The following is a 15,853-nucleotide window of genomic DNA, read 5'->3' as shown; positions in this document are numbered from 1 at the left end:
ACAAAATAAAAGGGACTATTTTCATAGCCCCTTTTATTAATAAAAATAACAATATTAAACAACAAGTTGTTGGTTATTTAACAATTCATCCAATGTTGTATTTACATGATTCAAAGTAATCAATGAAATACTACTAAACATTGTACCTTCACCATCTCGGTCAAGACTAATAGTTGTGTTTCCAGCGTCTTGTTCTACGCTAATAAATTTCGCCAATGTGCTCACATCTTTAGAATAGTCAATTAATAGTTCACTTAAATCGATTTTGTCTGCTTGAGTATCAGTTCTTACATCACCTAAAGTAAAGTCTAATACCGTATCATGTCCATTCCCGCCAGTCGCATCTTGGCTGTTTAGCAATTGGAACAAAATGGTATCAGCACCGTCATTAGTCATATAGGTATCGTTACCTTCACGCCCATTCAAAACGTTATTACCAGAGTTACCTGTTAAAAGATTATCTAAAATATTGCCTGTTGCATTTAGATGAGCAGAACCAACCAACTCCAAGTCTTCTACATAACGCCCGCTTTCTAGACCTGTCGACCAATCAGAATATCCAACCAGACTATAACTCACAGAACTAATTATTTTATCATGTCCTCCTAAATCTAGATCTTTAAGTTCAGACCCAACTATTTGTGTTTCCGAATAACCACTTTGAACCCAAACACTTTCGTAATGACTTGTATCAATCCAAGTCTCTTCATTATGACCATCAAACACATATTGTTGCTCATAATAACCTTGTTCAATCCATTGAGATTCATAGTGCCCATCTTGAACGAGTTGTTGTTCAAGATGTCCAACCTCTAGAGTATTAGGACCTGATAGTTCATATCCTGACTGCCATCGATTTAAATTATAATCATAGTAGGTATTCACATATTGATTATAAGAACCATCATCTGAATAGTAATTTATGCCATTTGAGTCCATGTAGACGTCTATTACGCCATCAACGACCCATATATCTTGATAATAGCTTGTATCAATCCAAATATCTTGGGAGTAACTTGTGTCAATCCAAACATTGTCAAAATGGCTTGTATCTACCCATATATTATCAGTATAACCAGAAGCTACCCATTGCTCCTCATAATGACTTGTATCTATCCAGACATCCTGAAATACATCAACAACAGCAACCCCATACTCTTGAACAAAATCACTTATATGATCAACTATATAAATATTATCTGTAGCATCACCTATAAACTGATCAACCGTGATCGTATGTAAGTCACTAATCGCTTTGCTGATAGTTTCACTACGATTTCCTGCACGATCAATAACAGTAATATCAAATGATGTCGCATTCTCATACATATAAGTAGAGAAAGTTCCATCTGCCATGACCATAGTATTTGTTACAAAAGGTTCTTGATCAGCAAAATAATATGTAACTTCAAGAGTAGCCTTACTTTCTGCATGCCCCGTGAGCTCGCCCCATCCATTCATGGCAAGCTGTGTGGCTACATTCGGTGCTGTTGTATCATTTATAGCTACAACAGTTGTACCCCCACTCTCATTTTGATTGCCATCAACTACTTTTACCGTCAATGTTTCGCCATGCCAATATTGTGACCATAAGTGTATTGTGAAGGTTCCATCACTTCCGACAGTGGTTTGGCCAACCTGATTATTATTAGCATCAAAAATATTAACAGTTGAATATGCTTCCGCCTGCCCTGAAAGTACATTTCCATCTTCTAAGACAAGCTGTGTTGCTGCATTTGGCGCGACGATGTCTATAGGTGCGGTAATTTCGGTGTAAGCACTTTGATAGCCATTTTGTTCCACAACAATACGTAAAGTCTGTCCATTCGCCTGAGGGGAGTATAACTGAATATTAAAATGCCCCGTTTCATCTGCAGAACCATCACCAATATAATTACTATGCACATCAAAAATATATACATAACTACTTGCTATAGCAGTTCCTTCAATAAAGAAACCATTTTCAGAAACAACAACATGATCTGCTGATGGCGGTGCATTAGTGTCAGCATTAAAAGTAATATTAAATGGAGCACTTATATTTTTAGCTAAATCCGTTGCCGTGATAAATAATTGCTCTCCACGTAATAGAGGTGGAGAAATATTAGCATTGAAATGTCCAGCTTCATCCGATTGAAATTCTGCTCGTAAATCTCCATCAGCATCTATTACTTTAATGATTACTTTTGGATCAGTTTGTCCAGTAATGCCATAACCGTCATTCCTAATCACTACTTCATCAATCACTGGAGCAATATTGTCTAAAGGCGCAATAATTTCAGTGATTATGCTAAATTGATTGGTATTCTGATCATAAACTCGAACTAGTAATACCTGCCCTTGTAGATAATAGTCATTTAACTGAATATTAAAACTACCATCTTCATTAACTATACTGTTCCCCACCCAATTAAGACTTTGACCATCGGTGGATGTAACAGCCATCATCATTCCAGCCGTTGCTTTACCTGCCAAAATATGACCATCTACATCCAGTTTTAGCTCTGTTGCAGCAATTGGTGAGTTGGTAAATACTGGTACTAATTCATGAGTAACTTCACTGCGATTACCAGCTTTATCTTTGACAACAATACTTAAATTTTGTGTTTGATATTGGCTTAGACCTATCTGTAGATTAAAAGTTCCATCATTTCCAACATAAGTTTTTGTAATAACTGCACCATATTGATCAATAATTTCAATCGTTGCATTTGGCTCAGCCTGACCAGAAAAGAATCCGTCTGAAGTTAAAGTAACATTCACAGCTACTGATGGTGCAACGTCATCAATTAAAGCATTATGTTTAACCTCAACACTTCGGTTACTTGCTCGATCAATTACAACAAAAGTAAGTTCCTCACCTTTTAAGTAAATCTGATTAAAATAGCCTGACACATGGCCGGTGTGATCTGCTGAACCAGACCCTATGACTTCACCAATAGCATTTTTGACTTCAATCTGAGTGTTTGCTTCGGCTTGAGCTGTAAAGTTTTGACCATTTTCGTTGAGCAGAAGATTTTCGATTGGATTGGGTGCAATGCCATCATTTAAAGCATTTTGTTTCACTTCCTCACTGCGATTACCAGCTCTATCTACAACGACAAAAGTAAGTTCCTCACCATGTAAGTAAATCTGATTCAAATAACCTGACACATTACCAGCAGCATCGACATAACCAGCACCTACAACCTCACTTGCAGCATTTTTAACTTCGATTCGAGTATCTGCTTCTGCTTGTGCTGTAAAGTCCTGACCATTTTGGTCGAAGATGATATTTTCAATTGGATTGGGCGCAACATTATCAATCAAAGCATTTTGCTTAATTTCAACACTTTGATTACCTGCTTTATCTATAACAATAAAAGTGAGTTCCTCACCTTTTAAATGAACCTGATTGAAGTGACCTGTCACATTACCAATGTTATCGACATAACCATAACCTATATAGTCACCAGCAACATTTTTGACACCAATAAAACTATTGGCTTCTGCTTGGGCTGTAAAGCTTTGACCATTGATATCAAGCACAATATTTTCAATTGGATTGGGCGCAATATCATCAATTAAAGCATTTTTCTTGACATCTCCACTACGATTGCCTATTCGATCCATGACGACGAAAGTGAGTTCTTCTCCATGTAAATAGGTCTGATTGAAAGAGCCAGAGACATTACCAACACTATCTGTAGCCCCCCAACCTATCTGATTACCAAATGAGTCAAAAACTTCGATCTGACTATTTACTTCTGCTAATGCTGTAAAGTTTTGACCATTTGCATCAAGTAAAATGTTTTTAATTGGATTTGGCGCAACATAATCAAGTGGAGCCTTAATCGAAACAGCTTCACTCAAATTTCCTGCTCGGTCTTTAACAATGACTGTAAATTCTTCCCCTCGTAAATTGTAAGTAGCAAAGGAAATAGTGAATTCACCATCAGCATTTATGCTATTAACCCATGTATTTATTTGTTGACCATTTTGATCAAAAATCTGGATGGTGGTATTTAACTCAGCTACACCAGAAAGGGATGAACCATCTTCATTGAATACCAGATTACTTGCAGCTACAGGAGCAATATCATCAAGCGGTGCTTTTACAGTAATCCCACCACTCATATTACCTGCCAGATCAACTACAACTACTTTAAACTCTTCACCATGCAAGTAGTTGCTGTCTAAATGGATGCTAAATGTTCCATCCCAATTAACGTTCTTATTCCACTGGGTGACAAATTGACCATTCTGATCAAATATTTGAATCGTAGCATTTGGCTCAGCCATACCAGTTAGATATGAGCCATCTTCACTAAATACTAAATTAGTCGCATTTTCTGGTGCAGTATTATCAAGAAAGGCTGTTTGTTTTACTTCAACACTGCGATTACCAGCTTGGTCAATCACAACAAAAGTAAGTTCCTCACCTTTTAAGTAAATTTGATTCAAGTATCCTGAGACATTACCAGCACTATCTACATAACCAGATCCTACCAGCTCACCCGCAGCATTTTTAACTTCAACTTGGCTATTTGCTTCTGCTTGCGCTGTAAAGTTTTGACCATTTTCATTGAAAATGATGTTTTCAATCACATTCGGAGCAATGTCATCATTTAAAGCATTTTGTTTAACCTCTGCACTGCGGTTACCAGCTCGGTCAATTACAACAAAAGTAATTTCTTCTCCATGTAAATGAACCTGATATAAGTAGCCTGAAACATTACCCATGCTATCGGTTGAACCATACCCTATGACTTCACCAGCAGCATTTTTGACTTCAATTTGAGTATTTGCTTCTGCCTGAGCTGTAAAGTTTTGCCCATTTTCGTTGAAAGTGATATTTTCAATCGGATTTGGCGCAATATCATCACTTAAAGCATTCTGCTTAACTTCTGCACTACGGTTACCCGCTCGGTCAACGACAATAAAAGTGAGTTCTTCTCCATGTAAATAGACTTGATATAAATAACCTGACACATTACCAGCACCATCTACATAACCTGAACCTAAGACCTCACCTGCAGCATTTCTAACTTCAATTTGAGTATTTGCTTCTGCTTGTGCCGTAAAGTTTTGACCGTTTGAGTCAAGTACAATATTTTCAATCGGATTTGGTGCAATATCATCAATCAAAGCATTCTGCTTAACTTCTGTACTACGGTTACCCGCTCGATCTACAACGATGAAAGTTAATTCTTCTCCATGTAAATAGACCTGATACAAGTGACCAAAAACATTGCCTGTACTATCTGCTGATCCATAACCTATAATGTCGCCATTGGTATTTTTAATTTCAATTTGGCTATTTGCTTCGGCCAAAGCTGTAAAGTTCTGACCATTGATATCAAATACAATATTTTCAATCGGATTTGGCGCAATATCATCATTCAAAGCATTCTGCTTGACCTCTGCACTGCGGTTACCCGCTCGATCTATCACGACAAAAGTAAGTTCCTCACCGTGTAAGTAAACTTGCGGGAAATAACCAAATACATTACCTGAGCTATCCGCATAGCCAGAAGCAATCTTATTTCCAGCCTGATCTAATACATCAATAGAGCTTCCAGCTTCTGCATGAGCTGTAAAGCTTTGCCCATCTTCGCTGAAGATTATATTTTCAACCGGATTTGGTGCAACGGTATCAATTAAAGCATTTTGCTTAAATTCGACACTGCGGTTACCTACTCGATCTATAACAACAAAAGTAAGTTCCTCACCATGTAAATAGATTTGATTAAAAGAACCAGAGGCATTACCAGCACTATCCGTAGAGCCCCAACCTGTCTGATTACCCAATGAGTCAAAAACTTCGATCTGACTATTTGCTTCTGCTTGTGCTGTAAAGTTTTGACCGTTTGCATCAAGTAAAAGATTTTTAATTGGATTCGGCGCAATATTATCAAGTGGAGCGTTTATTGAAACAGCTTCACTCACATTTCCGGCTTGATCTTTAACAGTGACCGTGAATGCCTCTCCATGTAAATTGTTGCTACCTAAGAAAATAGTAAATGTACCGTCCGAATTTATGCTGTTATTCCATATATTCACGAGCTGACCATTTTGATCAAAAACCTGAATCGTAGTATTTAGTTCTGCTACACCTGTCAGATATGAACCGTCTTCTGAGAAAACTAAATTGCTGGCTGCTGTAGGAGCAACAGTATCAGCGGTAATTACAGTATCGGCGCTTACTTGCCCACGAGCATCCGTAATTGATAAAAAAAGCTGTTCACTATCAACAAGAGGACGGTCAAGTTGGAGACTGAAATAAATCGATCCATTCCAACCGTTATCTTCACCGACTTTAATTTCAGCTACGACTTCACCTTTGGCATCTTTAACAACAAGAGTACTATTATTTTCAGCTTGCCCACTTATCACTCCGTCTGAAGTAAAGCTATCTACATATGGGGCAAAAGCATAGTTAGGCGCCTGTATCTGAGCAGCTAAACTTACATTTCCATTTACATCTGTAGCCGTGACATAAACTGTCTCAGCATTGGTTAAAAACATACCTAATTCTATTGAGAAACTTCCACTCTCGTCGGTCCAGTTATTCCAAAACCATTTATTAAGAATGTTTCCTTGCCCATCTTTAACTAAAATTTCAGAGAAAGGTTCTGCATGACCATAAACTAAATCACCAGCATCATTGAAATTTAAATCTGTTGGAACAGGTGGCGGAGTCAGATCTACAATAATATTCTGTTCAGGGCTCATTAGGCCTTTATTATCAATAATTTGAACGAAAATCTGCTCTCCATCAATTAAAGGACGGTTTACACTCAAGCTAAAATGACTAAAGTCACTCCCACTATTGTCATCGCCTAATGTAAGTTTTCCTAATTCATTACCCTCAGCATCACGCACAATGACCGTACTATTATCTTCAGCAACCCCAGAAATTAAACCTTCTTGTGTAATACGTTCAACATGTGGAATATAAGCAAAGTTTGGAACCTCGATTACAACTTCACTAATATTCTGATTTTTATCTACTACTTGTACGGTAACCGATTCGCCTTCTTTTAAAAATTGGAACACATGTAAACTTGCAAAACCTTGCTCATCTGTAACACCGTTAGCGATTAGATTTCCTGTTCCTGAAAATACAAGGATAAAGCTGTTAGGTTCATTAACATGTGCTGATAAAGTTTCACCACTGATATCAAATTGTGGAGTTTCTAAAAATACTGCGGGGGTATAGTCTGCTGTAATATATTGCGGATGGCCTGAAATATTATCTTTATCTGTAGAGATAATAATTTGAGTCCCTTCCTTTAAAGGCTGATCGAGAGACAAAGTAAATGGTCTTACTTCACCTAATGCCATTATACTAAATGGCATAATACCTGAGTCATTAAAAGCAGTAGAATTAAATTCTTGTAAAATATTTCCATTCTGATCTTTTACAATAAAATGACTACCCTCAGTCGCATAACCGCTGATTACACCTTCTGGACTAATTCGTAAAATACTAAGAGCTGGAACTTCAGTAACTAGACCAATTAATGAATTTTCACTGCTGTATCCATTATAAGTAGCAACTGCATAAACTTCTTGATTTGAACTAATTGAAAGGTCTTGTAGAGTAAATTTACCCTCATCATTAGTTATTGTACTTGCAAGCCAATCACCATTTTTATTGTAGATATCAATCTTGCTTCCTTTATAACCACTACCTGAAATAATAGCTCCATCTATATTGTTGAAAGTTAAAGAATCTAGTATTGGCGAATTTGGAGTATGGTCTACACTATAACTATGTACCTGTTGAATAATCGCTGTATTGCCAGCTTGGTCAGTAAGACTAATATCAACTGATATATTAGTTTCCAACTGTTCTGACCACAGAAGATCTGCTGGAATTTCGGCAACCCATTCTTGGGTTGCTTCATCAAAATGAAAGTTATAAACAACATCATTTAATGTCGTATTTATTGAAGTCAGTGAGCTATTTAAATCTGTTGGTAGATTATCGATTTCCAGTTTTATCGAAATAATCTGATCTTTTTCAACTAGACTTATCTTATTATCTTCAGTAATTGGTTTAACAGTTACTGTACTTGCTTGAATATTTAAAGAATTATCTACTACTACTTTTTGGACAGCGGTTTCAGATGTATTCCCTGCAAGATCTGTCACCACAGCTTTATATTGGTAAACACCATCAGCTAAATCTTTTTGATCAGCTGTTGTTACCTGCCAAGTCTTTCCGTCATCTGTTGAAACTTCATAATGATCTAATAAAGCAGCTTGTTCTCCAATCACAATAGGTTGAACCAACTTCAAAGTAAAACTATTATCTTGTGTGATCTGGTCTGTTGCTGAAACACCTGTATCGGACAAATCAGATAAAGTTAGTTCATCTGCTTTCGGCGCCGTTGTATCAACAACTACTTTTTGTAAAGCAGTTTCTGATGTATTCCCTGCAAGATCTGTCACCACAGCTTTATATTGGTAAACACCATCCGTTAAATCTTTTTGATCAGCTGTTGTTTCCTGCCAAGTCTTTCCTTCATCTTTAGAGATTTCATAATGATCTAGTAAAGCTGCTTGTTCGCCGATAACAATCGGTTGAGCCAACTTCAAAGTAAAACTATTATCTTGCGTAATCTGATCAGTTACAGAAACACCTGTATCGGACAAATCAGATAAAGTTAGTTCACCTGCTTGCGGTGCTGTGGTATCCACAACCACTTTTTGTATAGCAGTTTCTGAGATATTACCTGCAATGTCTGTTACTACAGCTTTGTAAAGATAACTTCCATCAGCTAAATCTTTTTGAGCTACTGTTGTTTCTTGCCACGTCTTACCATCATCTTTCGATATCCAGTAAGTGATTTGGCTATTTACTTCTTGTCCACTAATCTTTAAATCAAAAGTTTGATCTTGCGTAATCTGGTCTGTTGCTGAAACACCTGTATCGGACAAATCAGATAAAGTTAGTTCACCTGCTTTCGGCGCCGTTGTATCAACAACTACTTTTTGTACAGCGGTTTCTGAGGTATTCCCTGCAAGATCTGTCACCACAGCTTTATATTGGTAAACACCATCAGCTAAATCTTTTTGATCAGCTGTTGTTACCTGCCAAGTCTTTCCGTCATCTTTAGAAATTTCATAATGATCTAGTAAAGCTGCTTGTTCGCCGATAACAACCGGTTGGGCTAACTTCAAAGTAAAACTATTATCTTGTGTGATCTGGTCTGTTGCCGAAACACCTGTATCGGACAAATCAGATAAAGTCACTTCACCTGCTTGAGGTGCTGTAGTATCCACAACTACTTTTTGTACAGCAGTTTCAGATGCATTCCCAGCTCGATCTGTCACGATAGCTTTGTAAAGATAAATTCCATCAGCTAAATCTTTTTGAGCTACTGTTGTTTCTTGCCAAGTCTTTCCTTCATCAGTAGAAACCAAATACGTTACTCTACTACCACTTTCTTGTCCCTCAATCTTTAAATTGAAGTTTTTATCTTGAGTGATCTGATCGGTCGTTGAAGCCCCTGAATCCAAAAGATTTTTGAGATTCAAATTACCCGGCTCAGGAGGCGTCGTATCTTTAGCATCTTTCCGCGACAATAAAGCAATTGTTCCTGCGCCCGCTAAAGCACTGACCACCCCAGTCCAGAGAGGTACAGAAGATGATGAGTCTATAAACTTTGCTGCATCTTTTATTTCTAAATAATTAACAGTAGTCTGTCCGGTAGCATCTTCACCTAAACTGGCAGTCCAATAACTCTGCCCTTCATTTAAAAGAATTTGCGGGTTTTCGCTGATAAAAAAGTTTTCTAAAACAATTTCAGTTCCATCTTTTAGATGAATAATTGCTTTATTTCCCTCTCTTGTTATTGAGGAAATTTTGTCTGGACTTATATCTAATTTTGCGATTGTTTGGGGATCTATTACAATATTTTTTGTCTGGCCTATATGAATATCAACTGTATTATTTTTTGAAGCGTTATTTGCCATTAATGATACTTGTACCATTTTTCCACCATGAAATTTTAAATAATTATTAAGTTTTTCTAAAATATTAAGTAAAATAGAACTCATTTTTATAAAATATTATTAAATTCCATAAAATACTAAACCCTTTATTATAGCTGCTTAAAAATCGCGGCTTTTTATATAGTTAAAAATTTTTATGTATCCATTAATATTATTTTAAAATGATAAAACATTTAGAATGTTTTCCTATTCCCTATATATAGAATTTAAAGCTTAGGAATTGTAATGGATAAAATTTTATCAATCTACTCTTAAATTAAGTGTCTTATATAATTTTTATAAATTAAATTAATTGAAAAATCTTTAAATCGTAATTAAACCAATAATGGTCAATTTTCCCTTCATTTGAAATGACGTTAAAACTATTAGGAACATGATAATGCAAACGGCTAGATGTGGCTGTACCTGCGTGAATATCATAAATAGGATGATCTATTCCGAGATGATAAATCTGTGTTAAATCATATACAGCCGTTTTATGCAGATGCCCATGCAACATCCCAAATAGCCCTGTTGTACTCCATTTTTCTAAAGCCATTTTCCCTAATACGGGGCAATCTTTAATACCGTGCTCGTCATCAGGTGGAGTATAAAAAGGCTGATGAAAAACAACTAACTTAAGTTTATGAGCTGGTCCTTGTTCTAGCCGTTCATATGTATTCTGAATTTGCTCAATCGAAATATGACCACGAGTATGATAACGGCGGCGTATACTATTTACGCCAACAATATAAAAATGCTCAGTTTCTAATGTAGGCTCAAGCTGACCAAAAAAATACTGATATCGGGTAAACGGAGAAAAAAACCGGTTCCAGACATGATACAAAGGAATATCGTGATTCCCCGGTACAATAAGATAAGGAATATTAAGGCTATCTAAAAACTGTCGGCATTTAAAGAATTGTTCATATCGAGCACGTTGAGTAATATCACCGCTCACCACAATAACTTCAGGCTGTTGCTGAATACAGAAACTTTTTATTGCATCTAAACACTCTTCTTTTTCTGTCCCAAAGTGTAAATCAGACAGATGTAATAACATTTGGCACCATAATATTTAAAGCATTCTTCTCTACAGTGAAATTTAAAGGTGTTTTCATCTCTATTATTTCACCATCCAATGCAACTGTGAGTTTAGATTTTTTTGCACAATCTACAACAACATGATCTGCACAAAAGCTATATACATCTTGTGCATCTTCAACTTTGCCCTGAATCCATTGCCATAACATGTGTAATAAACTAAGCCTATCACTTTTCGTAATGACCACTCCAGCAACTCTCCCCTGTGCAGCACAATCAGCAATTCTTAATTTCATATCACATAGTTGCAATTGATTATTACCAAAGAAAATTAGTGGTGTTTTAACTGGATATTTATTTCCATCAACCGTGACGGAGAGTTTCATGGATTTATTTTCTCTTAATAAAACATCCAAAGCAGATGTATATGCATGTAAGGGTAATCTTCCTAAATATTGATTATAAAGCTCGCGTTTTTTTATAAATAATGGATAAAGACCTAAGCTCGCATTATTCAAATAAATATGATCATTAATTGCTGCCACATGTACTGATCTAGGTGTACCTATAGCGATGACTTCAGCCGCTTCTAACAAATCTAAAGGAATATCTAAAACTTTAGCGACGTAGTTAAAAGTCCCCAAAGGTAAAATTCCCATAGGGATATTGGTATGTCGAAGTTTTGAAGCTACTGCATTTAACGTCCCATCCCCACCAGCTGCAACAACAACGCCTAAATTTGCACTTTGACTATGCCGATGGATGACTTTATCCATCAAATCATCAAAGGTGACCTCCTCTGCTAATTCAAAAACTTGTATTTCAAAACCAAATTCGGTAAGTACAGTCATTAATTGTTCATACATATCTTCATGTTTTGAAGCATGAAAACCCGATTTCTGGTTATAGATGATAGAGAGAGGTTTTAAAGTCCGCATTTTTATTATCTTAAAGAAGATTTACCCTATATTTTGTATAGAAAATCGCCTAATAAAAGTCTCTTTATGTAAATTTCGAATGATGATCATTTGTTTAATCAATAATAATTCTCAAGAAAAATTTAAACATCAAGTCATTGATTTTAAAATAAATAAATAATATAAATAACACACATACAACATAAAAATGTAAAGAATAAAACACCCTAAAAAACAATAAGACGATGATTTTAATCAAGAAAAATTTAAAACCAAAATATCTATTTCTTATTCTTTAGTCTTATTTTTTTTATGATTTTATGCTTTAATACAGCCACTTTTTTATTTGATCTTTCATTGTACCTCAATGAATGACTTGTACATTGTTGTACATATTTTGAATAGGCCTCACCATGACCACAGTGAACGCACCAGAATTCGTTCGTCATCCTAAGCTTATCGCATGGGTTGAAGAAATTGCAAACTTAACCAAACCAGCAAAAATCGAATGGTGTGACGGAAGCGAAGAAGAGTATCAACGTCTAATCGACTTGATGATCGCTAACGGCACCATGCAGAAATTAAACCAAGAAAAACATCCTGGTTCTTATCTTGCAAATTCTGATCCATCTGATGTTGCACGTGTTGAAGATCGTACCTACATTTGCTCTCAAAAGAAAGAAGATGCTGGCGCGACAAACAACTGGGAAGAACCAGCTGTTATGCGTGAAAAGTTAAATGGTTTGTTTGAAGGGTCAATGGAAGGTCGTACAATGTACGTTGTGCCTTTCTCTATGGGTCCACTTGGAAGCCATATTGCTCATATCGGCATTGAGTTAACTGACTCTCCTTACGTTGCTGTTAGCATGCGCAAAATGGCACGTATGGGTAAAGCAGTTTACGACGTGTTAGGTACAGACGGCGAATTTATTCCTTGTATTCATACCGTAGGTGCTCCACTCACTGAAGGGCAAAAAGACGTTGCATGGCCTTGTAACCCTGAAAAATACATCGTTCATTACCCAGAAACTCGTGAAATCTGGTCTTACGGTTCTGGTTATGGCGGTAACGCATTACTTGGTAAAAAATGTTTAGCACTTCGTATCGCTTCTGTTATGGGACGCGAACAAGGTTGGTTAGCTGAACATATGCTTATTCTTGGTGTAACTAATCCACAAGGTGAAAAACACTATATCGCTGCAGCATTCCCATCTGCATGTGGTAAAACAAACTTTGCAATGCTAATTCCACCAGCAGGCTATGAAGGCTGGAAAATTGAGACTGTAGGTGACGATATTGCTTGGATCAAACCAGGTGAAGATGGTCGTCTATACGCAATCAATCCAGAAGCTGGTTTCTTTGGTGTTGCTCCTGGTACAAATACCAAAACTAACCCTAACTGTATGGCAACTCTTCACAAAGATGTTATCTATACAAACGTTGCGGTAACTAATGATGGTCAAGTATGGTGGGAAGGTCTTTCTAAAGAAATTCCAACTAACTTAACTAACTGGAAAGGTCAACCTCACGTAAATGGTGAAAAAGCTGCTCATCCAAATGCGCGCTTCACTGTTGCTGCTGGTCAATGCCCTTCTATCGATGCTGACTGGGAAAATCCAGCAGGCGTTCCGATTTCTGCATTTATCTTCGGTGGTCGCCGTGCAGATACGGTTCCTTTAGTTTCTGAAGCTTTTGATTGGGTTGATGGCGTTTATAAAGCTGCAACTATGGGTTCAGAAACCACTGCTGCTGCTGTTGGTCAACAAGGTATCGTTCGTCGTGACCCATTCGCGATGCTTCCATTTGCTGGCTACAACATGGCTGACTACTTCGATCACTGGTTAAGCCTTGGTGAAGAAGTAAGTACAAAAGCTGAAGCTGCTGGTAATAAATTACCAAAAATCTTCAACGTAAACTGGTTCCGTCGTGATGCTGAAGGCAACTTCGTATGGCCTGGTTTCGGTCAAAACATGCGTGTTCTTGAGTGGATCATTGACCGTTGTGAAGGTCGTGCAAACGCTGTTGAAACACCAATTGGTCTTGTTCCAACTTACGATGACTTGAACTGGGAAGGTACTGATTTCTCTAAAGAAGAATTTGACCTTATCACAGCTCAAAATAAAGATCAGTGGGTTACTGAAATTGAAAGCCACACTGAATTATTCAATAAACTTGGTGAACGCTTACCAAAAGCATTAAAAGAACGTCAAACAGCTTTACTTGAAGCTGTAAAAACTGGCTTCTAATTGCTAAATATAAAAAAGGTCGCCATGTGCGGCCTTTTTTATTATGCGGCATCATCTTTTTGTCGACGTCCAGCCAAATAGCTTTCCAAATATTTTACTTGTTTTTCATCAAATGCCAAACCTAGCTTAGTTCTACGCCACAATATATCTTCTGCCGTATTTGCCCATTCATTTTCACATAAATACTGAACTTCAGATTCAAATAAACCATGACCAAAATCTTGTCCTAACTGTTCAAGAGTTTTTTGCTCATGCAAAATATTCCAAACTCTAGAGCCATACGCATTTGCCCAGCGCGTAGCAAGCTGCTCAGTTACCCCTTCCACTTGGTTTTGAATCCTTATAACTAAATCTTCAAGTGTGGTCCAATTCTCTGCACCAGGTAATACTTCATTTGCGGTCCACTCCTCTCCCATTTCTATGAAAAATGGGCTAAGTTGTTCCAGAGCTGATTCCGCTAATTTCCGGTAGGTCGTAATCTTTCCACCAAATACGGACAGCAAGGGAGTGGTTTTATCTTCCACTTGCAACGCCACAGTATAGTCACGTGTAACTGCCGAAGGGTTATCTGACTCATCATCACATAACGCTCGGACTCCCGAGAACTGACTTACAATATCTGCACGGGTGAGCTGCTTTTTAAAATGTGAATTTGTCACCATTAAAAGATAATCTACTTCAACTTCCGTAATCTCTACCTTCTGTGGATCATCCAAATATTCCTGATCTGTCGTACCTATTAATGTGTATTTTTCTAAATAAGGAATGGCAAACACAATACGTCGATCTTCGTTTTGCATAATAAAAGCTTTATGGCAATCATACAGTTTAGGCACAACAATATGACTTCCTTGTATAAGCCGAACTTGATATGGCGATTTTAACTGTAGGTTTTTGCTAACAATTTCTTCGACCCAAGGGCCTGCTGCATTCACTAAGACTTTTGCACGTATTTGATAAAATTCAGTCCCATTTTGTAATTCCAGATGCCACAACTCTTGTTGTCTATAAGCCTTAATACATCGGGTTCGTGTTACAACTTTAGCCCCATTCTCTTTCGCTTGTAATGCGTTTAATACGACAAGACGTGCATCATCTACAGTACAGTCAGAATATTCAAAGCCACGGGTTATAGCTGGTTTTAAAGGACTATCTTCTTTGAAATAAATGAGATTTGACCCTAATAATTTTTCTCGTTTTCCTAAATGATCATAAAAAAATAGGCCTGCCCGAATTAACCATGCAGGACGTAAATGTGGTCGATGAGGCATAATAAAACGCATTGGTTTAATAATATGAGGTGCTTTAGCCAACAAGACTTCACGCTCTGCTAAAGCTTCTCTAACCAACCGAAATTCTTTATGTTCTAAATAGCGTAAACCGCCATGAATTAATTTGCTGCTCGCAGATGAGGTATGACTAGCTAAATCGTCTTTTTCACATAAAAATACGGATAATCCGCGGCCTGCCGCATCATTAGCAATTCCGACACCATTAATACCGCCACCAATCACAGCAATATCATATATTTTTGAATAATCATTAGCTTGTACTGTCATTTCTCATTTTCTTTTTATTGTTTATGTTATTAAAAATTAAAACATCAAATTGATGAAACAACAATCAAAAAAGCAGAATAATCAATTTTAAATACCTACTAGG

5 protein-coding genes are annotated in these 15,853 nt (G+C 37.0%); 1 reads left to right on the top strand and 4 read right to left on the bottom strand.

All coding sequences use genetic code 11. The annotated features are described in order from the left end of the window. Positions 1–54: 54 nt before the first annotated feature. From AC2117_RS04160 to AC2117_RS04150, 3 genes are all read right to left on the bottom strand, one after another. Positions 55–9,984 (bottom strand): Ig-like domain-containing protein, encoded by a 9,930-nt coding sequence (locus AC2117_RS04160; protein WP_133972115.1) that lies wholly within the window; start codon positions 9,982–9,984, stop codon positions 55–57. Between the two features lie 304 nt (positions 9,985–10,288). Beyond that, entirely contained in the window at positions 10,289–11,047 is a 759-nt protein-coding gene (locus tag AC2117_RS04155; protein WP_133972113.1) for a metallophosphoesterase family protein, read from the bottom strand. Beyond that, entirely contained in the window at positions 11,028–11,966 is a 939-nt protein-coding gene (locus AC2117_RS04150) for a diacylglycerol/lipid kinase family protein (protein WP_133972111.1), read from the bottom strand. The genes AC2117_RS04155 and AC2117_RS04150 overlap by 20 nt, the downstream gene beginning before the upstream one ends. 392 nt (positions 11,967–12,358) lie before the next feature. On the opposite strand from AC2117_RS04150, the gene AC2117_RS04145 reads away from it, so the two are divergent. Continuing rightward, entirely contained in the window at positions 12,359–14,191 is a 1,833-nt protein-coding gene (locus AC2117_RS04145; RefSeq protein ID WP_133972109.1) for a phosphoenolpyruvate carboxykinase (GTP), read from the top strand. A gap of 41 nt (positions 14,192–14,232) precedes the next feature. On the opposite strand, the gene glpD is transcribed toward AC2117_RS04145, so the two are convergent. Beyond that, positions 14,233–15,750, bottom strand: a complete 1,518-nt coding sequence (gene glpD / locus AC2117_RS04140) for a glycerol-3-phosphate dehydrogenase (RefSeq protein WP_133972107.1) — start codon at positions 15,748–15,750, stop codon at positions 14,233–14,235. Between the last annotated feature and the right edge of the window lie 103 nt (positions 15,751–15,853).

Source organism: Acinetobacter calcoaceticus (assembly GCF_900520355.1).
In the GTDB taxonomy this organism is placed as follows: Bacteria; Pseudomonadota; Gammaproteobacteria; order Pseudomonadales; family Moraxellaceae; genus Acinetobacter; species Acinetobacter calcoaceticus_C.
Note: the sequence above shows the minus strand (reverse complement) of the source record. Positions and strands in the feature narration are given on the sequence as shown.